Origin of the sequence: Enterococcus sp. C102(2024), assembly GCF_040888205.1 — a bacterium.
In the GTDB taxonomy this organism is placed as follows: Bacteria; Bacillota; Bacilli; order Lactobacillales; family Enterococcaceae; genus Enterococcus; species Enterococcus faecalis.
In genome coordinates, this window is sequence record NZ_JBFOHH010000008.1 from 24,456 (window position 1) to 50,331 (window position 25,876).

The 25,876-nt window shown below is 35.4% G+C and carries 30 protein-coding genes; all 30 read left to right on the plus strand.

Going from position 1 to position 25,876, the window contains the following annotated elements:
* Positions 1-11: 11 nt before the first annotated feature.
* Entirely contained in the window at positions 12-374 is a 363-nt protein-coding gene (locus tag AB3I34_RS13350) for a hypothetical protein (protein WP_010709617.1), read from the plus strand.
* Positions 371-673: a hypothetical protein gene (locus AB3I34_RS13355; RefSeq protein WP_010717537.1), complete on the plus strand. Its 303-nt coding sequence runs from the start codon at positions 371-373 to the stop codon at positions 671-673. The genes AB3I34_RS13350 and AB3I34_RS13355 overlap by 4 nt, the downstream gene beginning before the upstream one ends.
* The gene (locus AB3I34_RS13360) at positions 663-1,268 is read left to right on the plus strand and encodes a hypothetical protein (protein ID WP_010717538.1); all 606 of its coding nucleotides are present in this window, start codon (positions 663-665) and stop codon (positions 1,266-1,268) included. Before AB3I34_RS13355 ends, AB3I34_RS13360 begins: the two co-directional genes overlap by 11 nt.
* Positions 1,243-3,174 (plus strand): VirB4 family type IV secretion system protein, encoded by a 1,932-nt coding sequence (locus AB3I34_RS13365; RefSeq protein WP_284604010.1) that lies wholly within the window; start codon positions 1,243-1,245, stop codon positions 3,172-3,174. Before AB3I34_RS13360 ends, AB3I34_RS13365 begins: the two co-directional genes overlap by 26 nt.
* 16 nt (positions 3,175-3,190) lie before the next feature.
* The gene (locus AB3I34_RS13370) at positions 3,191-4,339 is read left to right on the plus strand and encodes a glucosaminidase domain-containing protein (protein ID WP_256856947.1); all 1,149 of its coding nucleotides are present in this window, start codon (positions 3,191-3,193) and stop codon (positions 4,337-4,339) included.
* Between the two features lie 17 nt (positions 4,340-4,356).
* Positions 4,357-4,881: an EF0163 family protein gene (locus AB3I34_RS13375; protein WP_002358238.1), complete on the plus strand. Its 525-nt coding sequence runs from the start codon at positions 4,357-4,359 to the stop codon at positions 4,879-4,881.
* Between the two features lie 14 nt (positions 4,882-4,895).
* Positions 4,896-5,720 (plus strand): hypothetical protein, encoded by an 825-nt coding sequence (locus AB3I34_RS13380; protein ID WP_048941218.1) that lies wholly within the window; start codon positions 4,896-4,898, stop codon positions 5,718-5,720.
* Between the two features lie 418 nt (positions 5,721-6,138).
* Positions 6,139-6,402, plus strand: a complete 264-nt coding sequence (locus AB3I34_RS13385) for a hypothetical protein (protein WP_002358468.1) — start codon at positions 6,139-6,141, stop codon at positions 6,400-6,402.
* Entirely contained in the window at positions 6,395-6,952 is a 558-nt protein-coding gene (locus AB3I34_RS13390; RefSeq protein ID WP_010785147.1) for a hypothetical protein, read from the plus strand. Before AB3I34_RS13385 ends, AB3I34_RS13390 begins: the two co-directional genes overlap by 8 nt.
* A gap of 2 nt (positions 6,953-6,954) precedes the next feature.
* Entirely contained in the window at positions 6,955-8,190 is a 1,236-nt protein-coding gene (mobP2, locus tag AB3I34_RS13395) for a MobP2 family relaxase (RefSeq protein WP_010785148.1), read from the plus strand.
* Between the two features lie 59 nt (positions 8,191-8,249).
* On the plus strand, positions 8,250-8,477 hold the full coding sequence (relB, locus tag AB3I34_RS13400) for a type II toxin-antitoxin system RelB family antitoxin (protein ID WP_002413218.1): 228 nt from the start codon (positions 8,250-8,252) through the stop codon (positions 8,475-8,477).
* A complete protein-coding gene (locus tag AB3I34_RS13405) occupies positions 8,477-8,746 on the plus strand; it encodes a type II toxin-antitoxin system RelE/ParE family toxin (RefSeq protein ID WP_002358470.1) in 270 nt (89 codons plus the stop codon). Before relB ends, AB3I34_RS13405 begins: the two co-directional genes overlap by 1 nt.
* A gap of 66 nt (positions 8,747-8,812) precedes the next feature.
* Positions 8,813-10,393, plus strand: coding sequence for a DUF3991 domain-containing protein (locus AB3I34_RS13410; RefSeq protein ID WP_284604014.1), 1,581 nt, complete (start codon positions 8,813-8,815; stop codon positions 10,391-10,393).
* Positions 10,394-11,304: 911 nt separating this feature from the next.
* Positions 11,305-11,559 carry a hypothetical protein gene (locus AB3I34_RS13415; protein WP_353966604.1) on the plus strand — a complete coding sequence of 85 codons (255 nt, stop codon included), beginning with the start codon at positions 11,305-11,307 and terminating at the stop codon, positions 11,557-11,559.
* Positions 11,560-12,068: 509 nt separating this feature from the next.
* Positions 12,069-17,201, plus strand: coding sequence for an N-6 DNA methylase (locus tag AB3I34_RS13420; protein WP_368027855.1), 5,133 nt, complete (start codon positions 12,069-12,071; stop codon positions 17,199-17,201).
* Between the two features lie 91 nt (positions 17,202-17,292).
* A complete protein-coding gene (locus tag AB3I34_RS13425; RefSeq protein ID WP_126263004.1) occupies positions 17,293-17,583 on the plus strand; it encodes a hypothetical protein in 291 nt (96 codons plus the stop codon).
* A complete protein-coding gene (locus AB3I34_RS13430; protein WP_126263003.1) occupies positions 17,570-17,959 on the plus strand; it encodes a hypothetical protein in 390 nt (129 codons plus the stop codon). The genes AB3I34_RS13425 and AB3I34_RS13430 overlap by 14 nt, the downstream gene beginning before the upstream one ends.
* A gap of 17 nt (positions 17,960-17,976) precedes the next feature.
* Positions 17,977-18,312 carry a thioredoxin fold domain-containing protein gene (locus AB3I34_RS13435; protein ID WP_010717550.1) on the plus strand — a complete coding sequence of 112 codons (336 nt, stop codon included), beginning with the start codon at positions 17,977-17,979 and terminating at the stop codon, positions 18,310-18,312.
* A 3-nt stretch (positions 18,313-18,315) separates the two neighbouring features.
* Positions 18,316-18,735: a hypothetical protein gene (locus tag AB3I34_RS13440; protein WP_126263002.1), complete on the plus strand. Its 420-nt coding sequence runs from the start codon at positions 18,316-18,318 to the stop codon at positions 18,733-18,735.
* 13 nt (positions 18,736-18,748) lie between these two features.
* Positions 18,749-18,913, plus strand: coding sequence for a hypothetical protein (locus AB3I34_RS13445; RefSeq protein WP_010717552.1), 165 nt, complete (start codon positions 18,749-18,751; stop codon positions 18,911-18,913).
* Entirely contained in the window at positions 18,906-19,379 is a 474-nt protein-coding gene (gene ssb, locus AB3I34_RS13450) for a single-stranded DNA-binding protein (RefSeq protein ID WP_010717553.1), read from the plus strand. Before AB3I34_RS13445 ends, ssb begins: the two co-directional genes overlap by 8 nt.
* Before the next feature lie 32 nt (positions 19,380-19,411).
* The gene (locus AB3I34_RS13455) at positions 19,412-19,834 is read left to right on the plus strand and encodes a hypothetical protein (protein WP_126263001.1); all 423 of its coding nucleotides are present in this window, start codon (positions 19,412-19,414) and stop codon (positions 19,832-19,834) included.
* Positions 19,827-20,213: a hypothetical protein gene (locus AB3I34_RS13460; RefSeq protein WP_010717555.1), complete on the plus strand. Its 387-nt coding sequence runs from the start codon at positions 19,827-19,829 to the stop codon at positions 20,211-20,213. The genes AB3I34_RS13455 and AB3I34_RS13460 overlap by 8 nt, the downstream gene beginning before the upstream one ends.
* A 55-nt stretch (positions 20,214-20,268) precedes the next feature.
* On the plus strand, positions 20,269-20,697 hold the full coding sequence (locus AB3I34_RS13465; RefSeq protein WP_126262999.1) for a hypothetical protein: 429 nt from the start codon (positions 20,269-20,271) through the stop codon (positions 20,695-20,697).
* Between the two features lie 263 nt (positions 20,698-20,960).
* The gene (locus AB3I34_RS13470) at positions 20,961-22,421 is read left to right on the plus strand and encodes a glucosyltransferase domain-containing protein (RefSeq protein WP_240077094.1); all 1,461 of its coding nucleotides are present in this window, start codon (positions 20,961-20,963) and stop codon (positions 22,419-22,421) included.
* A 361-nt stretch (positions 22,422-22,782) separates the two neighbouring features.
* Positions 22,783-23,424 (plus strand): recombinase family protein, encoded by a 642-nt coding sequence (locus AB3I34_RS13475; RefSeq protein WP_010831041.1) that lies wholly within the window; start codon positions 22,783-22,785, stop codon positions 23,422-23,424.
* 51 nt (positions 23,425-23,475) lie between these two features.
* Positions 23,476-23,664, plus strand: coding sequence for a hypothetical protein (locus AB3I34_RS13480; protein ID WP_010831042.1), 189 nt, complete (start codon positions 23,476-23,478; stop codon positions 23,662-23,664).
* Between the two features lie 84 nt (positions 23,665-23,748).
* The gene (locus AB3I34_RS13485; protein ID WP_010831043.1) at positions 23,749-24,573 is read left to right on the plus strand and encodes a ParA family protein; all 825 of its coding nucleotides are present in this window, start codon (positions 23,749-23,751) and stop codon (positions 24,571-24,573) included.
* Positions 24,563-24,907, plus strand: coding sequence for a hypothetical protein (locus tag AB3I34_RS13490; protein WP_010831044.1), 345 nt, complete (start codon positions 24,563-24,565; stop codon positions 24,905-24,907). Before AB3I34_RS13485 ends, AB3I34_RS13490 begins: the two co-directional genes overlap by 11 nt.
* Positions 24,908-25,288: 381 nt before the next feature.
* Positions 25,289-25,876 (plus strand): replication initiator protein A (locus AB3I34_RS13495; protein WP_368027854.1); only part of this gene is annotated, 588 nt, incomplete at its 3' end.

The window sequence follows — 25,876 nt, forward strand, 5'->3', positions numbered from 1 at the left end:
GGTTTTTATTTATGAAGGAAGAAAAAATTTTCTATTTGTACTTTTTAAACAAAATGTATCGTGTTCTTGAAGATCAAGAAATTATCGATAGCTTTATTGTCCCTTCAGTAGCTCTACAAGAGCCAAGTAGTTCACAAATTTTAACGGTAGGGATTGATTCAACACACAGCAGTTGTGAATTTCTTGTATGGGGAAAATCAATTGATAAGGTACTTGCTGAATATGAAACTGGTATTAAAAATATTTTGATGAAAATGTCAAATTCAAGCGAAAGTTCTAGTTTTCAAGAAAGTATAGCTATTACGCTAGACGTATTAAAGTCTGTAAACAAACAACCTAGACAATTACTTGTAAAAGTAGGTGATTTTGCGTGAGAAAAACGATAGAACGTCCAAAAGAAGCTATTACAAAAGTGAAAACAGGTAAATTAGATATGAAAGACGTATTTATCATTTTTGCTGCGTGGGGCTTCGGCTATTTAACAAAAGTTTTTGTCGCACCAATCATAGAAATAGGGTATGTGATAGCATACCCTATTTCTATGTATCTTTTATTATCTCCAAGTAATGTTCCTGCAAAAAAAAATATTCAAGTGGCCATTCAATTACTTTTAAAGGACAAAACGACTTACCATTCAATCCTTCCTCCAAAGGAGCAAGAACATGAAATTTGATGCGATAGAACAAAGAAAACAGCAGGAGCAAAAAAAGTCACGAAAAGTTCGCAAAGAATTGGCGCGTCTGACCAAAGTCTACCCGATTGCAGGCACGAAAAATGACCATATCGTAAAAATTACGATACGAGGAAAAGAAGTCTTTGCGTATTTCTTGGACACAAAAAAATACGATTTAGAATTGCTTGACGAAAAGCAGGCAGACTTTGTCACGGAGAGTTACTGGAGTTTTCATCGACAATATTCTGGATCATTGAAAGAAATATTTATGAACTTTCCTGAAGATAATCAAAAGCAGCAAGCATATATCCGTTACAAAAGAGACAGAGCAAAGAATGTCAATCAAATGCGTATTTTACAAACCGAATTAGAAAAAATGAAATATATTGAAAAAGAATATAAAAAATTTGCTTCATATTTAGTGATATATGGGGATACAGAAAAAGAACTGAACGAGAATTTAGCGACGATAAAACGATTTTCAGAATTATTTGAACCCCAATTGTTAAAACGTGAGCAGATAAAGAAAATATTGTCTCTTTTAAACAATACTGGAGGTGTGATGTTGAGTGACGAGAAAGAAAATAGTCATTGATGAAGATATTCAATTTATCTATGATACACAACCCAAGGGAGGAATTTCATTTAAAGAGGACTTCTATAACCGAATGGGGGATGGGTATCGAACATGTATTCATGTAATAGATACGCCAACAATTATGTCGGAATTTTGGTTACTAGAAATAACAAGTTTAGAGAATTCGATTGTAATGGTTGATACACGTCTTGATGGGGATATAGCTTATAAGACGGGCATTAGTGATACCATTGGAGAGCTAAAGACACGAATGAAAAAGGCAACAGAAACCGAGCAAGATGATTTAGCAGATGAAATAGAGATTTTACGTACCCTTTCTTCTGCCATGGGGCGTCAAGGAGAACAGATCAAAAAAGCAGCTATCCGTATCTTTTTAAGTCAGCCAACACTAGAAGAACTGGAAAAGCAAGTAAATGTCGTTCTTGGCACATTAAATTCAGATGGGTATGATGGCACGGTGCTTCTAGGCGAGCAGAAAGAAGAATGGCAGTCAATGTTCCTTCCTCTATCGGAACAGCGAAAGTTACGAAATCATCGTGAGGGAATGGATATTCAAGCTGAAGCCTTAGGGTTAGGCTTTTCTCATAACCAAACGTTTTTAAGCGATGAGACAGGTTTTTATTATGGCTTCACACAAACTGGCGGAGTCGTTTATTGGGATTTGTTTTTTAAGTCCAAAAAACGATTGTATTATAATCTGTTTTTAGCAGGAGATATGGGAAGTGGCAAGTCGACAATCTTAAAGAAAATTCTACGTGATAACGCAGCAAAAGGACACTATATCCGAGGCTTTGATAAGTCAGGAGAGTTCTTCGATATTGTCAAAGAATATGGCGGAATTTCCATTCCTTTAGACGGACAACGAGGTGTGATTAACATGTTTCAAGTTTATCCCCTTGTTTCTAAAGAGTCAGAAAATGATTTAGACAAAGTAGAAGTAGATGTAAGAGGATCATTTGTTCAACATATTTCCATGTTGGGAATTCTATTTAAGATTAGAAACAAAGCAGCTACAGACGAATTAGTGAATACGTATGAAGATATTGTTTGGGATTTCTATTCTGATTTTGGTATTTGGAAAGAGGACGCGTCTATTGATATTACCAGTTTATCAAATGATGAATATCCAACGTGTACGGACTTCATGCACTATCTTGAAAAAGTAGAACAAACCATTGATGAAGAACGAAAAGGCTATTTACAAAAAATTAAAATTACGATGAAGCCACTCACAAAACAATACAGACACATTTTTGATGGAAAAACCTCTGTGCCTGATTTAGGAGACAATCAGATTGTCTTTTTTGATATAGCTGGCGTTTCTCAATTGGGATCTGAAATATTTGATAGCCAATTGTTTATCGCCTTAAACCATATTATGGGAAATATTACGCGAATAGGAAAGCGGGAGAAAGGATACTTTGATCGTACCGAAAAAGATTGGTGGGACATTATTCGGTGTTTGGTTGTTGTAGACGAGTGTCACAACATTTTAAACATTGAGAAGGCCTATGCAGCGAAATGGTTTGTTACCTTGATGTCAGAAGCAAGAAAGTATTTTACTGGTATTGCACTAGCGACACAGCGCGTACAGCGTATGTTTCCTAATGCAGACAATGCCCAAGACAAAGATACAGTAGAAGCTGCCAATAAACTAAAAGAGATATTTGGTTTGACTCAATACAAAATTCTTCTAAAACAAGATTCTACTTCTATTAGCTTTCTAAAAAGTATTTTTGGAAACACCTTTACAGAAACAGAATACAATCTTATTCCTACCTTTGAAACGAGCAAAGAGGTAGGTGGCTCACAAGGTATTTTGAGCATTTCAGGAGATCAAAACATTCAAATGACTTTCCAAGTTACTGAAGAAGAGCTAGCTCTTTTCAATGGTGGTGCATAGAATTGAGGGAATGCGTATGATGAATTTAGCAAAAAAACAACTGCAAAAAAAGGTAAAAAAGAAAGTAATTGCGTGGTTAATTCTGTCGAATTTATTTACGCTTTTACTTATTTTTTTCTTTTGTATCTTAATGTTAGGTCTGTTTTTCTATAATACTGTTAACGAAAATAACAGTAAAGGGAATGGAAACTTTGAAGCGTTTAATGGTGTTTTTACTGAAGGCCTTCCAATATTTAGTGAAGTAAAAGGTAGAGGTCAAATATCTGACGAAATCGCTCAATATGCTGTTGGTGTAGGCGTAAAGTATCGTATCTTACCTAGCCTTGCGATTGGTCAATGGGCATATGAAAGTGCTTGGGGAAAATCTGCTGCTTCACAATCAGATAACAATTATTTTGGTATTACATGGTATGTAGGTAGTCCGTTTCCACGAGGAACACCACGAGGAATTGGCGGTAATGAAGGAGGAAATTACATGCGTTTTCCAAGCAAAATGGAATCCTTTAACTACTATGGTTACATGTTAGCCAAGCAACCAAATTTTAATAATGTTGTGGGAACGAAAGATCTCGGAATGGATTTAGAAATTATTCATGCGGGTGGATATGCAGCAGCAGGTACAGGAAAAGGTACAGCCTATTATCAAGCGATGATGGACATTTATCAAAAAAACGACCTAAAAGGCTTGGACGATTTTGCTATCAGCAAGTGGGGAACGCAACTGCCTAATAATCAATCAATTGGGAATGGAAAAGGTGATATTAGCGTTCTAAACAATGTACTAGGAACAACCGTAAATGGTGGTCAGTGTTATGGATTAACTGCTTATTATGTGGAAAAAATGGGTGGTCCGCAATTAATGGGTAGCGGCAAAATGTTTGCTTCCGCTATTGGTGAAGATTACGATTGGTCAAGCTATGGATGGCAAGTCATTCGCTATCCAAAAGCAGAAGATATACGTGCAGGAGACATTCTTAATTGGGAAACAAGTGGGACTTTAGCTACCTCGGTTTATGGACACACAGGCGTAGTAACGTCTGTAAGCAATGGTGGACAGTCTTTTGGAACAGTGGAACAAAATGCAGAAAGAGGACAAATTGTATCACAGTATCAACGAGCATTTGGATTATCAACGATCAAAAGTATTGTACGCAAAGTTAAGTAATTAATGGAGGGATTCTAGTGAAAAACTATGTGGTAAAAGCAGGAATAGGTGTAGCTGTATTTCTTTTAGTTTGCATTGGAAGTATACAAATCTACACAAAGTATCAAGGAAAAAAAGCAGAAGAAGAGAAACCAATTTCCCTAAAATCTTCCTCTGAAACGTTCTCAAAAGAGTCAAGTGAGCAATCAGAAAAAGAGCAAATATCACAACAAGATTATGACACTTTCTTACAAGATTTTGGCGAAAAGTTTCTGAACTATTCATCAATTGATGAACGAAATAAAAGTGTTAGAGACATGTTCACTGGAGAAGCTAGAGCAATCAATGGACTAGATACTTCTGTAGATATAAATGTTGAAGGAAAAGGAAAAGTGAAAGCAATCTATCGACAAACAACTGAAGAAATGAAGTACGTCATTGTCGGAACAGACGAAGCAAATGGCAATAAAAATGGCATTGTTTTGTTTGTAGAATTAACGGACAAAAATGGTGAAACAAAAATTAGTCAGCTGACTGTTTCTTATATTCGGCAGGCCTATTAAGTGAGGGGAAAAGAATGGTAAAATCAATTTCTCTTAAAAAAAATGAGCGGAAAAAGTACAATAAATTGGTTGGAATAATTGCTGTTGTGTTCCTTGTTTGTTTTGCTAGTCGGCTTTTTGTTCCAGCAGTTTCTTCTGAACAATCAACGCAAATTGGTAAAATTATTAAGCAAGATACGAGAGAATATCAACTTATAGATCGTGCGTATTTTCCGAAAAATAAACGTTTAGACGTCCTATTTTTTTCACCAATTAACAGCTCAAACGTCTTAGACGAATTGTTTGTAACGGTGAAAAAAAATCGTACAGACAAGACACGTTACGACACCAAACTACAAAAAATTACGGAAGAGCTTTACCTCTTGGAAATTAACAATCTTGAAGAAAAATGGCAAAATTTGCAGATTGCTATTTATCCAAAAGGATACAGTAAGGATACCTTAACAAATGAACAGAAGTTTCATTTTGTCCACAAAGAATTGTCTGACAAAGAACTGCCCGCGAAGAATAAATCAAAGGAAGATTATGAAATTGACTTTTTAAAATTCCAACTGAAAGAAACGCGACAAGCACAAGAGAAAAATAAAAAAGAGCAACAGCGTTTGTCAGAAGATGTTGAAAAATTGAATAAAATTACAAATGATTTAGAGGATACCTTAAAAGACAAAACCGATTCAGAAAAACAAGAACTACAACAAACAATTTCTCAAAATAAAAGTAAAAAAGAAGAATTACAAAAAACAATTAATGAGCGAGAAAAAGAGTTAACTGAGCTAAATAAAAAGCAAAAAAACCTCGAAAATCGAATCAATGAACGGTCAAAAAATAGTAAAGAATAAAAAAAGATAGACCATGGTGGTAACAGGGTCTATCTTTTTTTAGACTAAAATGACCATGTTCAGGACATGGTGGAAAGTATTTTTAGCTGAAAATGACCATGCTCTCACCATGATAGACAAAAAAATGACCATGTTCTGAACATGGTTAGATAATTTTTTACAAATTTTGACCATGTTCTCAACATGGTCTGCTTGTTTTTTTTGAAAAATAGACCATGCTCCCACCATGGTTCACAAGATTTTAAGATATCACTCAGAAACAAACCGCACTGCGGTTTATATCATTTATGATATCAGTTTCCCCTTATGCTCTTTAAAAATAGCCCTCTCTTTGTTTCACAAAGTCGGCCTTTTTTTAATTTCTCGAGCAAGCTCGTTCAATTTGTTGTGATAAATAATAACGTAAGAGAGGTGTCGTATGAAACAATTTATGGTGAGAAATATACCAGAAAAAACAATTGCGGGTATTGATGATTTAGCTAAACAAAATGGTCAATCGCGTGAAGGCTACATTCGCGATTTATTGAACCACCACGTCCTTTCTGCAGAGGTAGAAGGACTTAACATGAAATACGAAACACTCGTTCAAACAATGAGTCAGGAATGGATCACGGCGCTAAATGCTAATACAAAAGCATTACACAAATTTTTAGAAATACATGGGGTGAAAATCGATGATTAAAAAAGAAATTAATTTTAGAGAAGCGGAAGAATCAGCTTACGGACTAGCCTACCTTCAACCGTATTTAGAAAATTCACCAAGCAAACCGCTTTATCTTGTATTGGAGCAAATTTTTCGCGAACATGAGATCTACAAGGGCATTGTAGACAATATGACGACCATGCACGAAGCTACAACAAAACAGTTAGACAAAATTCAAAAAGAAGTTCATTACACGTTGCTACGAACAGGTGATGCAGAAAAAAATGCGCGCACTCTTTTACAATGTTGGAATACCTATTTCTATTTGAATAATGTCACGAAATATCTTGGTATGGGAGAAATGATCACGCCACCTATGGAAAGTGCAATCACAGAAGTCGCACACTATTATCGACAATTAGCAGAGAAGAAACGTAGTCGTGCAGAAGCACAGGGGCATATACAAGAAACAAATAATAATCAGGACAATGTTCAATCAATTTTATCAGAAAATATTCCTGAAAAAGAAAAAACAAATACTCCTCAATCTAGTTCTTTACCACCTGAAATCAGGGATATGTTTGAATAACAATGGTAAAAGCAGCGATTGTACAAAAATGGAAATTTGTTTCTTCAAAAAATAGAACATTTTCTAAATATATTGATTACATTGACCGTGATGAAGCGACACGTACAAAAGAATTTAAGCAATACAACTTGCTTTCTACCGATGGATACAATCATTACATGGAAGATCCTGAAAAATCGTCAGGACTCTTTACAAGTAAGAAAAATCAATTAACGAGTGAGGAACGTCGACAAGTCAAAAAAGAATTTCTAAAGGCACAAAAAAATGATTCGATTATGTGGCAAGACGTAGTAAGTTTTGACACCAATTGGTTGATTGAACAAGAACTCTATAATCCAGAAGAAAAAGTATTGAATGAACCAAAAATAATGAACGCTGTCCGCGCAGCAATGAAAGAACAGCTAAACAGAGAGGGACTTGCCAATAGTGCCATTTGGACAGCGGCAATTCATTACAATGAGTTACACCATATTCACGTTCATATTGCGATTGTTGAACCAAATCCAACTCGTGAGTACAAAACATTTTCAAACAAAGATGGCTCAACCTATCAAGCAAGACGTGGCAGTCGTTCAAAAAAAAGCATTGATCGTTTTCGTAGTCAAGTTGCCAGTCAATTACTTGATCGTGATGAACCATTGGCCAGAATTTCCTCGTTAATTAGGAATGGATTTGGTAAACAAACGGGAAACTTTTCACGTACACCAAGTGAGGAATTGCAGTATCTTTATGGAAAGATCTATCACTCCTTACCACCTGATACGCGAACATGGAAATACAATATGAATGCGTTACAAGAAGCACGTCCACTGATTAATCGTTTCATAGATACGTATGTACAAACTTATGATGAAAAACCTTATAAAGAGCTTCAATTATTGTTAAAAGAAAACGCGCGGTTCTATGAACGGGTCTATGGAACAGGAACAAAAGAAGCAGATCGTGCCAATGATTTTATTACCAATAAAAATGAAGAACTTTATGCAAAATTAGGTAATGCTTTGTTAAAAGAAATGCGTGAACAATATAAACTAGAAAATCAAGGGAAGGCACGGCAAGGACAACCAAACTGGCAAGAACTTATCTATCAAGATAAGCCGACTGTAAAGCCTATTAAAGCAGACTTAGGGAAAATAAAAAAAGCTTTTCGTAAAGATTTTGAGAGTATGAAGAACCAACAAATTTATTTGAAAAATTTACAAAGACAGCAACAAGAAGAGCAGGGACCTTCTCGATAACGCTTGACTTTTTCTTTGATATGTATTACAATGTAATACATAAGAAAGGACTGATAATTATGGCTATGATTACTGTAAGAGTGAGTGATGAAGAAAAAGAATGGCTTTCTTACATGGCAGAATTTTTCGGTGTGACGTTGTCGGATTTGTTAAAAAGCTATTCAATGGAACAATTAGAAGATGAGTACGATAAACAAACAGCAGAAATTGCTCACAAACGATGGATTGAGCAAGGAAAAGAAACAATTTCTATGGACGAAATATTAAATGAGTTTGGTGGATTATAATGTCGTATCGATTAGAATTTACTCCTGATGTAAAAAAACAGTTAAAAAAAATGGATAAATATCAAGCGACATTGCTAACAAGATGGTTGTATCGAAATATTGATGGAACGGCCAATCCTAGAGAGCATGGAAAAGCTTTATCAGCAAATCGTGCAGGTCAGTGGCGATATAGGATAGGGAATTATCGTGTCATTGTAGAAATAGAAGATGAACGTCTTGTTGTTACAGCCATTCAGGTTGGCCACAGAAGAAATGTTTACGACAAATAAATAAAATAATTGGAAAGAATCAAGTAATGCTTACTTGGTTCTTTTTTTGTACATGGAGGTGCAAAAATGAATAAAGAGGACTATCAAAAATTAATGGAACAAGCAAAAAAAGTGACAATTACGTCTGTCATGGATGAGCAGGGAATGGACTATATTGATATGAGGAACTTTGCGCAGTCTGTTGAGCATGACAGCTTAATGATTGATAAACGAAAGAATCGTTTTTATTGGAACTCTCAAATTGAAGACGGAAAAGTAGTTAGTGGAGATACAATTGATTTTGTCAAACGTTTTTTTAACAAGAGTCATATGGAAGCACTGACTTATTTAGCAGAAGAAGAACATGAAAAGTTAACAACGCAAGAAAAAATGGCAAAACCTAAAGAACCGTTTCAATATTATTTTCAACACGCCAATACCTTTCAAGAAGCAAGAAATTATCTTGTAAATGAACGAAAAATAAGTCCTGTACTAGTAGATACTCTTCATAAAAAAGGGTTTATTCAACAGGATAAATACAACCAATGTGTGTTTGTTTGGTCGGATACAGGAAAAGCAGTAGGGGCGTCTATTATTGGGTCAGAATATAATCCTGAAAAGTATGGAAAACGTGGACGATTCAAAGGAATTGCTAGAAATAGTGAAAGTAATTTTGGTTTTAATGTCACACTAGGAACGCCTAATCGTTTGTATGTATTTGAATCCCCAGTTGACTTGTTAAGTTATTGGACGATGAACCCACAATTAAAAAATTGTATGCTAGCTGAAATGGAAGGCTTGAAAGAGCAATCCGTTTATAAATTTATGAATAATATGATTGTTTCAAAAGGCGCTACCCCGTATGAAGGTATTTATCTAGGAATAGATAACGACCCTGCAGGGCAGCGCTTTTTTGATAATCTTTCAAAGCTTTCTTACACAGACAAAGAGGGCAGGGACGTCGAATTTAAGCGTTGTGTGGCACATGACTTGGATATTCCCAAAGCCAACATTCCAATTTATTCAGAAGCAGCGAATCAGTATCATGTAGATTGGCGAATGATCGCTGCAACACATAAAGCATTGACGAATTTTTCTCCCGAAGGAAAAACCGCTAATGCTTGGGATGTCCAAGAATTCTTTTCAGGAGAAGATTTTGATTTAACTTTGGAAAGTCAACGTGTTGCTCAAAAGTTAAGTGAAATTGAATTAGCACCACAACAATATGATATTCCACGACTTTTTCAAGTACAGGAAGGATTAGATCCAATTAAATTGCGTGGTCTGCACCGAAAAGTGAGTACTTACTATGAAGATTATCAAAACCTTGGCTATCGGCCAACAGATGCTTTAGTGAAAGATTGGAACGACGCTTTACAATATCAAGTATTCACTCTACAAGAAGCAAGATTACTGGAGGCTGTATACCAACGAAACAATGAAGAAGAAATGAAAATAATTAAAGATGAACAAACGAAAAAGTACAAAGCACTTTCATTGTCTCAGCGGCAGTTTGAGCCTTTCTTTGAAGCAGACAGTCCTGCTGAAGCAGCCATGCTCGTGAAAAACTATGGCTTCCAAGCGGTAGACAAAGAAGATCGACTAAAATATCAAACAAAACGAAGTCCAGAATCGAAAAAAGAATCTGCATGGGCTATGAGTAGATAAGGAGTGAATGAAAACAATGGCGCTATTTGAACGATGGAAAGGACAACCAGACAGTCCAATACACCAAGAATTAGAACAACTGTATCGTATCACGGTGCAAGAACTTGTAAGGAATCCAAATGAATTACACCAATTTTTACGTTTTTCAGGCCAACTGTATAAATATGACATGGATAGCTTATTAGCTATCTATGCACAAGCACCGAATGCGAAGTTTATTGCTGATTTTGATACGTGGAAAAGAGTAGGTCGTAGTGTCACTTTAGGATCAAAAGCAATAAAAATTTTACGTCAAAAAGAGACAGGTGCTTTTTATCATGAAAATGTATTTGATGTTTCTCAGACCACAGGGAAAGATGTTCCTTTCCCTGATTGGCTGCTGAGTAAGGAAACCTTTACTGAAACGATGACCAAATGGGCGTCAATGCGTGAGGATGAAAGACTCGCAGACGAACATAATCCTTATAAATTGCTAACAGAAGCAATCAAAGGAGCTATTCATGAACAAATTAATGGTATTGATTTAGGAATAGCGGAAGATTTAGCAGCTGTTTCTAATTATGTTCTTCTTTCTAAGTTAGGACAAGCCCCTAGCTTTTCAGGAATTAAAGAAAGTGTACAGCGAATATTTGAAAATGAAGCATTACTGATTGAACATTACCCCCAATTATTAACCGTGAATCGTATCACCTTGGCAGGCATTCGCCAAGCTAAAAAAGAATTGTTAGTTGAAAAGGAGACTGAAAATGAACGCATTAGAGAAACTAAACGCTTACGAGAAACAGAGAGACAAGGAAGAGGGAATGACACGGAGAACCGAGCCACTCGTCAAACTAACATACAAAGAGGGACTCGACGGTCTGATGTATCCAGAAATCAACGAACCGAAGAACAATCACACCTTATCGCTAATGGAGCAACGCATACAACAATACCTGATGACGTATCAACCAAACCTATACAACGAACTCCTACTAACGCAAGAGTTGATGACGGTTCTTCCTCAGATAGAAGCCAAGTATCACAGCCAAGTGGCAAAGAACTTCGAGACGCTCAATCAGAACGAGAAGCCGAAGGAGCAACCAATGGAACGAGAGAAGCAACTGAATTACCTAAAAACACAGGCGATGGAATTAGCAAACAGTCAATTATTTCCGACCAATTAGAACCTCAAAAAGAAAAAATAACCACCCATGAAATCGAGCGAACGTTAATTAAACATGGGACTGGCATTCAAGAAGGAAAATACAAAATAATGGACTTCTTTCAAAAAGAACCGAATGCGCTAAAAAGACGGTCTTTTGTGAAAGAAGCCTTTGGTATTGGAGGAGCTTCTGGTTATGGCAATGGCACTGTTGCTATTCGATATAATCATGAAGGGATTCAATTCTTTAAGTATAATACAGCCTCACCTATCGAAATAAAAAAAACATGGGCAGAAGTGAGTACCCTCATTCGTAAGTTAATCGAAACCGATCAGTATCTGAATGAGGAAGAAAAAAAAGCCTACACACACTATATTCAAGAAAAAGAGACCGTACAAAAACCATTAACAACGGAACAAGAAAAAGAGACGGTTCTTTCAGATGCGGAAGTGGCTTGGATAGAATTGCCTGAAACCTATCGCTATCAACGGCTGTTTGAGAAAGCCTATTTAGTCAACGAAAAGGGAGAAATGGAAAGAGAAGCCGTTGAGATCCTCTTAGAGGATGGAAAAACCTATTATCGTCCGTTTAACAAGCCTGCAGCACCAGTTGGTGAAAACGCAGAGAAAAATCAATCTGAAAGTGAAGAATTAGATCTATTCGCCTTTGATTTTGGGACAAAACAAGCACTTTCTGGGACAAAAGAGCAAAAGGTAAAAGAGAAAACGTTTGTTGAGCAAGAAGAACGAACAGCCATAGAATTTTCGTTCCCTGAAGAAACTACAAACTTCTACAGTGATACACCAAAACAAAAACTTGCAGACAATTTAGCTGCTTTACGCTTACTGAAAACCTTAGAACAAGAAAACCGATTAGCAACCAGTGACGAGCAGCAAATTTTAGCAAAATATGTTGGTTGGGGTGGGTTAGCAGATGTTTTTGATGAAACCAAAAGTAATTTTTCACAAGAAAGAAAAGAATTAGAAACCTTATTAACAGAAGAAGAATATGCTAGTGCGAGAGAAAGTGTATTAACCGCATATTATACTGACCCACTGATAATCAAAGAAATTTATCGGTCATTGAAACGCTTTGGTTTTTCTTCTGGTAGAATTTTAGACCCTGCTATGGGAACAGGAAACTTTTTTGCGGCAATGCCTTCAGAAATGCGTGAACAAAGTGAATTGTACGGAGTGGAAATTGATTCGCTTTCCGCTCGATTATCGAAACAATTGCACCAAAAAACAGTCATTCAAGAAAAAGGGTTTGAAGAAACGCTATTTACTGAAAATAGTTTGGATGTGGTTGTGGCCAATGTTCCGTTTGCAGATATACGCTTAACAGACAATAAAACACTCAAAAAGTATTACATTCATGATTATTTTATTAAACGTTCCGTTGACCTTGTACATGAAGGTGGGATTGTCGCAGTCATTACCTCTTCTGGAACAATGGATAAAAAGGACGCGTCTTTTCGTAAAGAGTTATCTCATAAAGCCGATTTAATTGGTGGTGTACGTTTACCAAACACTGCGTTTAAGCAAATTGCAGGTACAGAAGTAACTACGGATGTTTTATTCTTTAGGAAACATAGCGGCATACAAGAACAAGCAGAAGAACAATTACTTGAGCGTAGACAAGCACTTTGGGTTGAAACTACCAATGTCCCTTCAGGAATTACAAGAGAAGATGGTAGCGTTCAGCCACCGATGACCATGAATAATTATTTCCATAAACATATGCTGACGCATACGTTGGGTAGGTATCATTTCAAAAACTACCGAGGAGGAACGTATACGCTTAATCCAAGAGAAGAAAAACCTTGGCAGACAGAGTTACCAAAAGTTCTAAACAGACTGGAAGGGCAGTTTCTTTCCGCTGAAACGATGAAACTCTCCTTACCAGCGGTATTGCCGACTGTTGAAGAAGTACAAGAAACAGTTATGGATTTGGATATTCCTAAGTTCAGTTTTGGGGAACAGAATGGTGACATTTATTATCACGGACTAGAGGGCATTCAAAAGCAAGAATTAAAACCAACACCGAAAAAACGGCTACAACAAATGATTCAGCTTCGCGACCTTGTTTCTGAGGTGATTGCTTACCAACAAGACTTGGACTTTGAATCGTCGCTCTTTGAAGAAAAACTGCACCGTTTAAATGAAGCTTATGATAAATTCGAACGGAAGTATGGCTATCTAAACAGTCCAACCAATACCCGTTTGTTTTATGAGGACGACCGTTTCGCACTTTTAATGTCCATTGAAGTGCCGCAAAAAGATGGTTCTTATACCAAGTCTGCTATTTTCCATGAAGCAACGATTCGTCCAATTGAGCCTGTTACAAGTGTTCACTCCGCTTTAGAAGCACTCAATCATAGCTTGGCCAAACAAGGGGCAGTCGATATTCCGTACATGAACAAACTCTATAATGTTCCTGAAACACAGCTGTTAGAAGAATTGAAAGGGCATATATTTGTTGATGTAGAGAAATATATTGAAAATGATGAAAAGCTAACGAACAGTTACGTCACAAAAGAAGCGTTTCTTTCAGGAGATGTGAAGAAAAAATTGTCCTTATCCAAAGCGCTAGCGAGGAAAAATCCACTCTTTGAAGAGAACGTTCAAGCTTTGGTGTCCGTTATTCCAAAAGACTTAGGCATTGAAGATATTTCCTATGAACTTGGTGCAAGTTGGTTGCCATTAGAAATCTATCACGATTTTATGGAAGAGAAATTCCAATTAGATCCTTTTTTTCTTGAAAGACAAATGGTTGCGGTGGAATACAATGAATTTACAGACACGTACCATATTAAGGGGAAAAACGTTCGGAATTCTATTGTTGTTACCACTGAATATGGAACGGAACGAGCTAATGCCTATCAATTGCTAGAAAAATCCTTGAACTTTAAAACAATTTCTATCTATGACCAAGTAGAAAAAATGATTGATGGCGAAAGAAAAAAAGTATCTGTTTTAAACGTGGATGAAACCATGTTGGCACGCACCAAACAAGACCACCTGAAAAAAGAGTTTAAATCATGGCTGTTTTCAGACCCTAAGCGAGCAAAAACACTACTATCTATTTACAACGAGCGATTTAATCGGATACGTCCACGAACGTACGACGGGGAACATTTACTTTTTGAGGGATTGAATCAACAGTTTACCTTACGACCTCATCAGAAAAATGTTGTGGCACGTATTGTGGAAACAGGACGAGCTTTGATGGCGCATGAAGTAGGGGCAGGAAAAACGGCCAGTATGATTGCGGCCGGCATGATGATGAAAGACCAAGGGCTGATCAAAAAGCCAATGTATTGTGTCCCTAACCATTTAACGGAACAGTTCGGCCAAGAACTTTTACGTTTTTACCCGTCTAAAAAAGTCTTAATCACTACAAAAAAAGATTTTGAAAAGAAGAATCGGCAAAAGTTTATTTCTCGAATTGCAACAGGGGAGTATGACGCGGTGATTATTGGACATAGTCAAATGGAAAAAATTCCGTTAAGTAAAGAACGGCGAGAAGCCCTGATACAAAGAGAGTTGACCGAGCTTCGTCAAGGCATTCAAGAAACCAAAGCCCAATCAGGCGAAAGTTGGAGTTTAAAACAAATGGTCAGCTTTGAAAAACGCCTAAAAGAAAAGTTAAAAGCCCTACAAAATGAAGAATACAAAGATCATTTACTTACCTTTGAAGAATTAGGAGTAGATTTCTTATTTGTGGATGAAGCACATGCCTATAAAAACCTTTATACGTATACAAAAATGTCGAATGTCGCGGGGGTAAACACGTCAAACAGTCTACGGGCCAGTGATATGTATATGAAGTGCCAATACTTGTTAGAAAAGAATCATGGCCGTGGGGTGGTATTTGCGACAGGAACGCCAATTTCCAATTCAATGAGCGAATTGTATACCCTACAACGGTTTTTACAACCTGACGAGTTAGCACGTATGCGCTTAACAACCTTTGACCGCTGGGCTTCAACGTTTGGGAAAGTAGTTAGCGCTCCTGAAATCAATCCAGAGGGTACGAGTTTCCGTATGAAAAATCGGTTTGCAAAGTTCCACAACCTACCAGAATTAATGTGTTCTTTCCAATTGGTGGCAGATATTCAAACAAGCGAACAGTTAGCCCTTCCTGTGCCTGCGATTCAAACAGGCAAACCACAGCTTGTTGTTTCCGAGCCAAGCCCTTATCAAGAAGAAAAAATGATTGAACTAGGGGAACGTGCAGACGCAATCAGAGAAGGGGTAGTCGCGCCGTTTGAGGATAATATGTTAAAAATTACGCATGAAGCCAAGCTCATGGCGATTGACCCTCGCTTGTTAGACCCGTCTATCCCTGCGTATCCAGAAGGAAAATTATTCCGCTGTGCCGAAAGTGCTTATCGTATTTGGAAAACATCTGAGTCTCAGCGTTCCACACAGATAATCTTTTCTGATAGTGGCACACCCAAATCAACTCAATTCAATGTGTATGATGAAGTCAAACGACTGTTAATTGAAAAAGGAATCCCTGAAAAGGAGATTGCTTTTATTCATTCTGCAAAAAATGACCGTCAACGAGAAGAATTATTCGAAAACGTCCGTCAAGGAGAAATTCGTATTCTTTTAGGGAGTACGGAAAAACTCGGTACAGGAACAAATATTCAAGATAAGTTGCTCGCTGTCCACCATGTGGATGTCCCTTGGCGACCAAGTGACTTAACACAGCGTGATGGGCGAATTGTGCGTCAGGGAAACGAAAACAAAGAAGTCCAGATTTATCGTTATGTTGCAAAAAATAGTTTTGATTCGTTCTTGTGGCAAACCCAAGAAAACAAGCTCAAATTTATCAATCAAATCATGACAAATAAAAGCATGGCACGTTCTGCCGAAGATATTGACCAGACGATGATGTCGGCAGCAGAAGCAAAATCAATCGCCACCAACAATCCCTTGCTTTTAGAAAAATTAACATTAGATAAAAAAGTGATGGAGTATCAGCTTTTACAAAGTAGTTGGCAATCTTCACGCATTTCCTTACTGGAAAAAGTGGAAACACGGTATCCAAAACGTTTAGAGGAAATTCGCCAATCGTTAGAATTGTATGAAGAAGATCGACAATTGGTTGCTGAGGAACTAAGCAAAGAGTTTTCAATTGAGTTACAAGGAACAATTTACACCGAGAAAAAAGAAGCCCTCGACGTATTCAATCAATTATTGCCTGCACCAACGGATGGGACACAAACAAAAACAATCGGACGGTATCGTGGACTAACCTTGTCTGTCGCGCCTTCACAATTGGGGCAAGTGATTGTTCTCCTTGATGGAAAAGTGACCCACAAAGCAGCGGTTGAGCGCAATGGGACAGGTTCCTTTGTTCGATTAGATAATGTTTTAAAAGCAATCCCTGAGACAATCAATGACTTAAGAAATGAACAGGCAGACATTCAACGAAATGCTCTACAAGCAAAGGAACAGTTAGAAAAACCCTTTGAACAGGAAGATGAGTTAAAAGAACTGTTGCAGCGACAAACTGACTTGAATTTATCCATTGAAATGGGACAAAAAACGTTGCCTGAAAAAGAAAAAATCGTCAAAGCACCAACTCTGACAAAACCAAATTCGTCAGAAGAGAATCAGTACCAACAAGAAACACCCTATTTATCTCACTAGGGAATAAAAGCATGTCCTTTTTTAAGGTATTCCTTGATACACACACGTATACGTGTTATAATTAAGGTGTACTAAGAAAGGACGTGTTTTTTTGAAGTATAAAACAAGTGAAGCGCACCGACGTGCCAGTAAAAAATACCGCCAAGAAAATAAAGAAACCGAGCGAATCAACACCTACAGACGGATGGCACGTTTATTTATCAATAAACATTCAGATATTCCTGACCTCTTTCAATTGCAAGAATTACTAAATCAACGGTTTTTGTCTTTGATTGAAGAGGCGACACCACAAGAAAAAGAAGCTTTATTCAACGAATATCTTTCTCGTCAAGAAAAAGGGTTAGAAAAAGAAAAGGAGCGTGAAAAAAATGATTGTTATTGACTATATTTTCGCATGGTCAGAGAAAATTGTGGACGTGGGGATTGGGTCTTTATTGAAGCTGCTTACATTGGTTTTACAGTTCATTGGTCGAGGGTTCTCCCAGCTAGTAGGACAGACACAACCTAGCTCAGCCATACATGGTGCGTTACTCTTTTTAGCTTTTGTTGTGGTGATTGGTTTAGGGATAATCGCTGTTTATCTTGCGCCATGGTTAGTAGTAGGATTGTTTGTTGTTTTCCCACTTACATTAATCGCTTTAAAATATACGTTAGGATGGCTGATTCTATTTGGACTTGCTTACTTTACGTATCAGATGAGTAAAAAACTGATTCATTCTATCCTATATTTTTTTAAGGCAAAAGAAGCAACGGAATAATTACTGGAGGAGATTTTATGAAACAAACAGTACATGCGGTTTTATATACAAAACCACATTGCATTCAATGTAAGATGAGTACCAAGTTGATGGACGACTTAGGATTACCCTATGAAAATACGTACTATGGCAATTCAGAAGAAACTAACTCAATTGAAGTGGATAGTCAAAATGAACGAAAAAGATCATGGAGCGAACAGAAAGTAGAAAAGTTAAAAGCCAAGTATGGTATTCATAGCTTACCACTGATTAAAATTATTGATGATGAAACAGAAGAAGAGTTAGAACATTGGGCAGGATTCAAGCCAGATCGTATTAAGTATTGGCAAGCGATAAATGTAAAGGACAAGTAATCGATGGATAAAATGATAGATTTCATTGAGAAATGTTTTGCGGTAGGATGGACACTATTTTGGTTTGGAAGCTTAGCATTTATTACTGTAGGTATGGGTTCGTCAGCATTTGAGGGCAGGTGGACATTATTTTGGAGTTTAGGCTTTGGGTTTCTTATTTTCTTAGCTGCTATTTTGATAGGCTTACAAAAATGTGTCTCTATATTTTACTGTACAAGAAAAATAAGCGCATTGAATTTAAAAAAAGCTGCCCACTTCATCAGTTTAATTGCTTTCTTATACATGGGCATTCTTTTCAGTGTCGTTTCATTCATTGAGCCAAAGGAAAATACTTGGAAATTAGCGATTTTTGGTTGGATTGCTTTTGTTTTTATGACTGTTTCCTATTGGTTTGAGTACCAACAGTTCAAAAGAAAAAGATAAGGTGGTAGGTATAATGGGAAATGCCAACGACAGAATAACTCAGTATACAAAGAGTGTCAAACAAAGAATCGTTGAGCTAGAAATAGGTCTTAGAGTACAAGATAAACAAATTGCTAATAATTATAAATTGAAAAATTTGGAAAGCAAAAAGAAAGGGCGGAAAGATAAAAATGATTAATAATGTGACTTTAGTCGGTCGATTAACCAAAGATGTGGATTTACGCTATACAAGTAGCGGGACGGCAGTCGGACAATTTACGTTGGCCGTCAATCGAAACTTTACCAATCAAAATGGCGACCGTGAAGCAGATTTTATCAATTGTGTAATTTGGCGAAAAGCGGCTGAATCGATGGCTAATTACGCACGTAAAGGTAGTTTACTAGGAATTACTGGACGTATTCAAACACGAAACTATGACAATCAGCAAGGACAACGTGTTTATGTGACGGAAGTGGTTGTAGAGAATTTTCAATTGTTAGAATCCAAAGAAATAAGCGAACAACGTCGGGCAAATACCCCTGCACCTACAATAAATGGGCAACAGGCCAATAACCAACAGCAGACACCACTTCCTGATCCACTTGATCCTTTCTCAAAGGATTCTAGCCCAGTGAATATCTCGGATGATGACTTGCCATTCTAAGCGCTTTTCAATCAACGAAAGGATTGATTTCTATGCCTAAAAATAACAAGATAATTTCTTTAGATTTTCAAGAAAAAACTGTTAAGTATAATCCACTACAAGCATGGAGAGACGCTTTACAGGCAGAATTAGAAGTAAATCACTATACTTTGTCTGCACCAGAAACGTATTTCCCCGACGCCCCAGTCGATGATTCCATTGACTTATATACACTTAATAATAAACTGGCTGTTTTAGAACCAACCAAACGAATCGTGATGTTTCGGAATATGCACTTTTCGATTATCTTTCACCAACAGACAGAGGATCGTTTGTTGTTAGAAACTAACACTTTGGCGTCTGGGATTGATGCGGTTTTATTAGCCAATAAGTTTCAAGAAGAGAAAGAGATTATTCAGAAGCATGCTAAATATCTACTACAAATGTTCTTATCGGAGGGAAATGAAGATGAATAAAAAATTACTAGGATTGGTATCAATAGCTATTCTGACCCTTTTATTTTTAGGTGGGTGTGGAAATAAGAACTTGAATGAAGTTCTGACTGACGGAACAGGTAAATGGGAGTTACAGTCTTTAGATGACACGTCTCATTCTGCAAAAATAGCTTTTTTTACTACAGGAAAAGCAAACTTTTTAGCTGGTAACCATGAAATCGAGTTAGATTATAAAGTAAATGACAAAAATACTGAAATTGAATTAGCTAGACCTGATTCGGATGACGCGATAGTAAAGCTAACGGAGATTAAAGTTTCTGACAAAGAGACAATCGAAGCAAATAGTCAACAAGGGACTTCAGGCGATAAAGAGAAAGTAAAATTAACTAAAATTAATTAAAAGTACGAGAATCCTACTATTTGACCAAACTAATAAATAAAAGGGAGGTAACATAATGTCAAACAGACCGGAGCTTAATCTGGATAAAAAAAAGATTAAAAATATGGAATATACATTTATAAAAGAAATTGATTCTCAAAAAGGGCTAGTTTTCAAAGAAGATATTATATTTTCTAAAAGTAATATATCCATATTCTTATTTGCTAAAGATATGTTTATCAGAAGTATTACAAAGGAAGATTTAAAAAATTATGAAATTGAGTTTTTAGTAGTACTATCTACAATAATTGCAGATTGCACGAAAAATTTTTATAATTATTTCTTTATGGAAAATTCCAAGGAATATCCTTATGAATTTATACTTGATGTAAACCGATTAGTAGGTATATATTACGCTACAAATACATTAGCACATAGATACAAGATAAACAGTGCCTCTTTATTTTTATTTTTGCAAAGCCTAAAAAAATTTATTGATTCTTAATATAGTAAAAGCAGAATCGTCTAGATTAGGGAATCTGCTTTTCTCATAGACCGTCTCAATTTCAATTATACGTTTGAACAGCTGCAACAATCAATCGACCACTGATTGATTATCTCTTTTTCCAGTCGTTTTCCGCCGACTGGAAAAAGAGATAGATTTGTAAAAAAGTGATTTGTGCTTATTACAATTCTTTTATAGCATTTTATAAATGAGTATACAAATATTTTACTAAAGATAAATAATAAAAGTTTAGGAGTGAAAAAATGAATAAGTTTCAAAGTTGGCTTATGGCCAATAAAAATCTGTTAATTACAAGTCTAGTAATGTGTCAAGTGTTAGTTTTAAGCATTGGAATAATCAACTTTCCTTATATTGACGACACAGGAAGGCAAATTGATGGCAATACGGATTTTGCTAGAAGTTATTCTCGTTGGGGTAGCGAAATTGGTTCTTGGTTAGTTCAAGGGAGTAGACACCTTACGGATATGGGGTTGTGGACGCATATTATTTCTGGATTCATTGTATCAGTGACAGGTATTATCATTGTTTACTCTTTTCATAAGAAACTATCTCTTTTAGCTTTAACGGCAGCCATGTTGGTTGGCTTTAATCCTTGGTTTTTACAAAATTTAAGTTTCAGATTCGACAGTCCTTACATGTCTTTGAGCCTTTTATTTTCTGTTCTTCCATTTCTTTTTTGGAATAAAAATAAAGTCTTATTTTTGGCTGTTTCTATTTTAAGCATTTTTTTGATGTGTAATACTTATCAGGCGTCTTCGGGGATCTATGTTGTGATGGTATTAGCATTATCACTGAAGCAGCTGTTAGACAATCAATCCTTTATTGCTGTGCTTAAAAAAGCGATTGTAGCTATGATTAGCTATATAAGCGCCATGTTTCTTTATCTTATTGAAACAAAATTTAACCCTGAAATAGCAACACGAGGCGGTATGACAACAATCGCGAGCGTTAAGGATATACCTAAAACAGTCGTGGTAAATAGTCAAATGTATCTGTCAAAAATAACTGATCAGAGTACAAAACTATGGATACTTTTGTTTTTTATTCTAGTAATTTTCTTTGTTTTAAGTACGGTTCTTAATGCGAAAGTATCGCCTGTTAAAAGCTTTTTGTACGTAGTATTATTTCTATTTTTAGGTTCTATTTTGAGTTACGGCGTCTTTTTAATCTTTCCGGAAAAGCTTCTGTTAATTTCACCTAGGTACGGCTATGGATTTAGTTTTTTTGTAGTTTCAGTTGTCATGCTTACTTTGGCAAATACTTCTAAAAACGTGCTAGGATATGTTTCAAAAACAGCAGTTTGTCTTTTCTGTGTTTACCTTTTATCTTTTACATTTGTTTATGCTAGTGCGTTAAGTCACCAAAAGGAATCCTTTGAACGGCAAAGTATGATATTAGCCGATGATTTAAAAGACCTAGTGAACCGTGACACGGTCACCGTGCATAGTACGTCTTTATTTAAGGATTCGCCAGTATTTGTCAATAGTTCGAAGAATTATCCTATATTAAAAGAACTGGTTCCACCAAATGAAGCACTTTATTGGCCAAATCAGTTTTTATTTAGAACGTACACTGGTTTATATGTGAACATGGAGATTTTTGATATTAACGCATTGAATAAAGAAGAAAGTGAGTTAATGAAATCTAATTATTACCATGACATTTATGTAAAAGATTCAGAAGTATTTGTTCATGTTAAATAATCTTGAAATAAAATTAATATCAAGGCAATTGAAAGGCAAAGGCAGATACTGTAAAATAAAAATAGCCATTTCAGATTTAACTATTTTCTTACAGACTAAATGAATCAATCGTTTAGTTCTATGAGTATTTATTAGAAATGAAAGGCTAAAATAAGTTATAACCTTAGAGACTGTCTCCCACCAAAGAGACAGTTTTTATTATATCTTTAATTATGAAGAAAAATAATACTCAAGTCGGGCATACTTGATTTGTGTAAATTTTGAGTATACTTAAAATGGATTTTTGAAAATCGCTATGTTACACTATTTTCGACCGTCTATTATACATGTCTATTATATACAATTGAAAAAGGAGCAAAAAATGACAAAAATTGGCTATATTCGTGTTTCATCGATGGATCAAAATTTGGATCGACAACTCTTGGAAATGGAAAAATTACAGGTAGAAAAAATCTTTCAAGAAAAAATCAGCGGGAAAGATACGAACCGACCAGAGTTTCAAAAGTTATTGCGCTATGCCCGTGAGGGTGATATTCTCTTTTTTGATTCACTAGACCGCTTAGGCAGAGATTATGATGACATCAAAGAAACAGTTCTTTATTTCAGGAAAAACAATATAGAAGTAAACTTTTTAGACGCGCCGTTTTTGAACTTCAATACTGGCAATGATTTACTTGATAAAGCTATGTTTGATATGTTTTTATCGCTGCTTAGTTACATTGCGCAAAATGAACGGGAAAAAATCAGAGATCGACAACGTCAAGGAATTGCAGCAGCAAAAGCAAAAGGAATTTACAAAGGTCGTCCCGCTGTTTACACACCAGACTCTCCTGACCCACAAAAACAAGTAATCTATCATAACATTGTTTCTATGCTTACAGCTGATGAGCCAGTAGCAAAGATTGCTAAACAGAATCATGTATCACGAGAAACCGTCTATAAAATCAAGCGAAAGCTAAAATCTAGTGTTTCAGAAAGCGATTCTAAGCCCATTTTAAAATAAGCAGTACTACCAATATACCAACCTACAAAAAATAGAATGGAGAGATTATTAATGATGCGAAAAGCTTACGATCGTTGGGGATTAGAAATAAATAGTTTTAATCGAAATATCGCTTTTTCTGTAGATTGTGATTGCGGAAAATTAGCAAAATTAGTTTCCCAAAAAAATTATTTTGAATGTCCTGCTTGTCACCGCAAGTATAAATTAAACTTAGGTCATTATGTTGAAATACGTAATTAAATATTATAGTTAACGCTTGAAATGTTAAATGTTATGTGTTAATATGTTATTAACACATAACATTTAACACAAGGAGTGATTAACTTGACAAAAATTATTACTACAGGGAATTTAAAAGGTGGTGTAGGTAAGACTACTAATGCTGTATTGCTTAGTTATACTTTAGCAAAAAAAGGTTATAAAACATGCCTATTAGACTTTGATATGCAAGCTGACGCCACCGATCTTGTTTTTACAACAATGGAATTTGTTTATAAACAAGATATATCCGATAAATTTGAATATACCTTTTATAGTGCAATTAAAAAGGGTCAACCAAGAAAATCAATTATTCACGTTACTGAAAATTGGGATTTAATTCCTTCAGACACTGATTTAGTAAATTATCAAGATTTTTTAGATGATAATCTTAAAACAAAAAAAGAAAAAGATTTTTTCTTAAACTCCATATTAAATGGAATTAAAGAAAGCTATGATTACATTATTATAGATGTACCACCCACAATAAATATCTACACCGATTCTGCAATAGTAGCTAGTGACTATATACTAATAGTTTTACAGACACAAATGAAATCATACAGAAAAGCTGTCCGATATGCTAACTATTTATCACAATTGAGAGACACGTATGATTTAAACGTTAAAGCACTTGGAATACTACCTGTTTTAATGGAAAACAATTCAGAATATGATGAACAAATTATCAATCAAGCAAAAGAAGAGTTTGGTATTGAAAATATATTCAAAAATCCAATTAAACAGTTAAGAAGAATTAAAAGGTTTGATTGGACAGGTATAACTAATAATCTTACTGATGCTCACGATAACAAAGTTCATTCATTATATGATAGTGTTGCCAACGAGTTAATTACTAGAATTGGAAAGGACGAAATCAATGACAAATAGCAAAGATATATTTAATAGAAAACCTACTCAGGCAGTTCCTAAAAACAGTAGTAATAATCAATATCTTTCAAATAAGAAAGAAAGTGTTTCTTCAAAGTCTTTTCAAAATAAAATTTTGCATCCTGAATCTGAGTTAAAAACTGGTCAGAATGTACGTTTACACAAAGAAACTCATGCGTTAATAAAAGCAATATCCTTAAGTAAAAATACAGAATTATATTCTATCGTTCAGGAAAGTTTAGAATTATATTTAAAATCATTAGATAAATCTGAACAAAAAGAAATTTGGAAAAAGTTAGAATCATTAATTGAATTAAAAATAATTAAAATATAAAATATTAAATGTTATTAACAATTAATATTTAACATTTTTTGTTTTTAAGTGATTAATACAGGTTTAAGCATATCAATAACACATAACACATAACACATTGTTATTTGTTATGTGTTATGTGGAAACGTTTATTTAAAGCGGTTTACATTCATTATCTTTTCTTGTATGCTATATTAAAAAATAAAAAAAACCCACACTAAGTGTGAAGTTTTGCAGTTTGGCGACTTTGAACTTCACACTCATTCTGAGCGGGAAAGAAATTATTTATTTGAGATTAATTTACATTGTAATTATAACATACTAACTGACATTCTCTCAATAATAATAATTTATGTTTCTTCCTGCCGTTCAACTGTGGTATAAGAAATGAGGAATACTATTATGTCTAATTTTACTTTTATTAAATCTGAAAGAGCTTATGAAACAAAGTTTTTTCAGTTCCCGCAAATTCTTTTATACGGAGATAATTACAAACACTTAAGTGATAGTGCGAAATTAGGGTATATGGTTTTACGAGATCGATTGGACTACTCCTTAAAAAACAACTGGATTGATGAAGAAAACAATGTTTATTTTATTTTTACTAATAAGGAATTAAAAACTCTATTCAATTGGTCTAATGACAAACTAAACAAAGTAAAAAAAGATTTAGAGAAAGCTGGGTTACTTTACCAAAAAAATATGGGGTTTGATCCTGTAAAACGAAAAAATATTCCTAATAGACTGTACTTAGCAGATTTAGAAGTTACAGCAAAAGATGTATATCTTAAAACAACTGAATCCCTTGATACAAGCGGAAATCCGAAAATCGGACACCGTACCATATCAACTGAATCCCTTGATACAAGCGGAAATCCGAAAATCGGACACCGTGCCATATCAACTGAATCCCTTGATACAAGCGGAAATCCGAAAATCGGACACGATCTATACAATACTATTACTATAGACACATATAAAGATACAGTA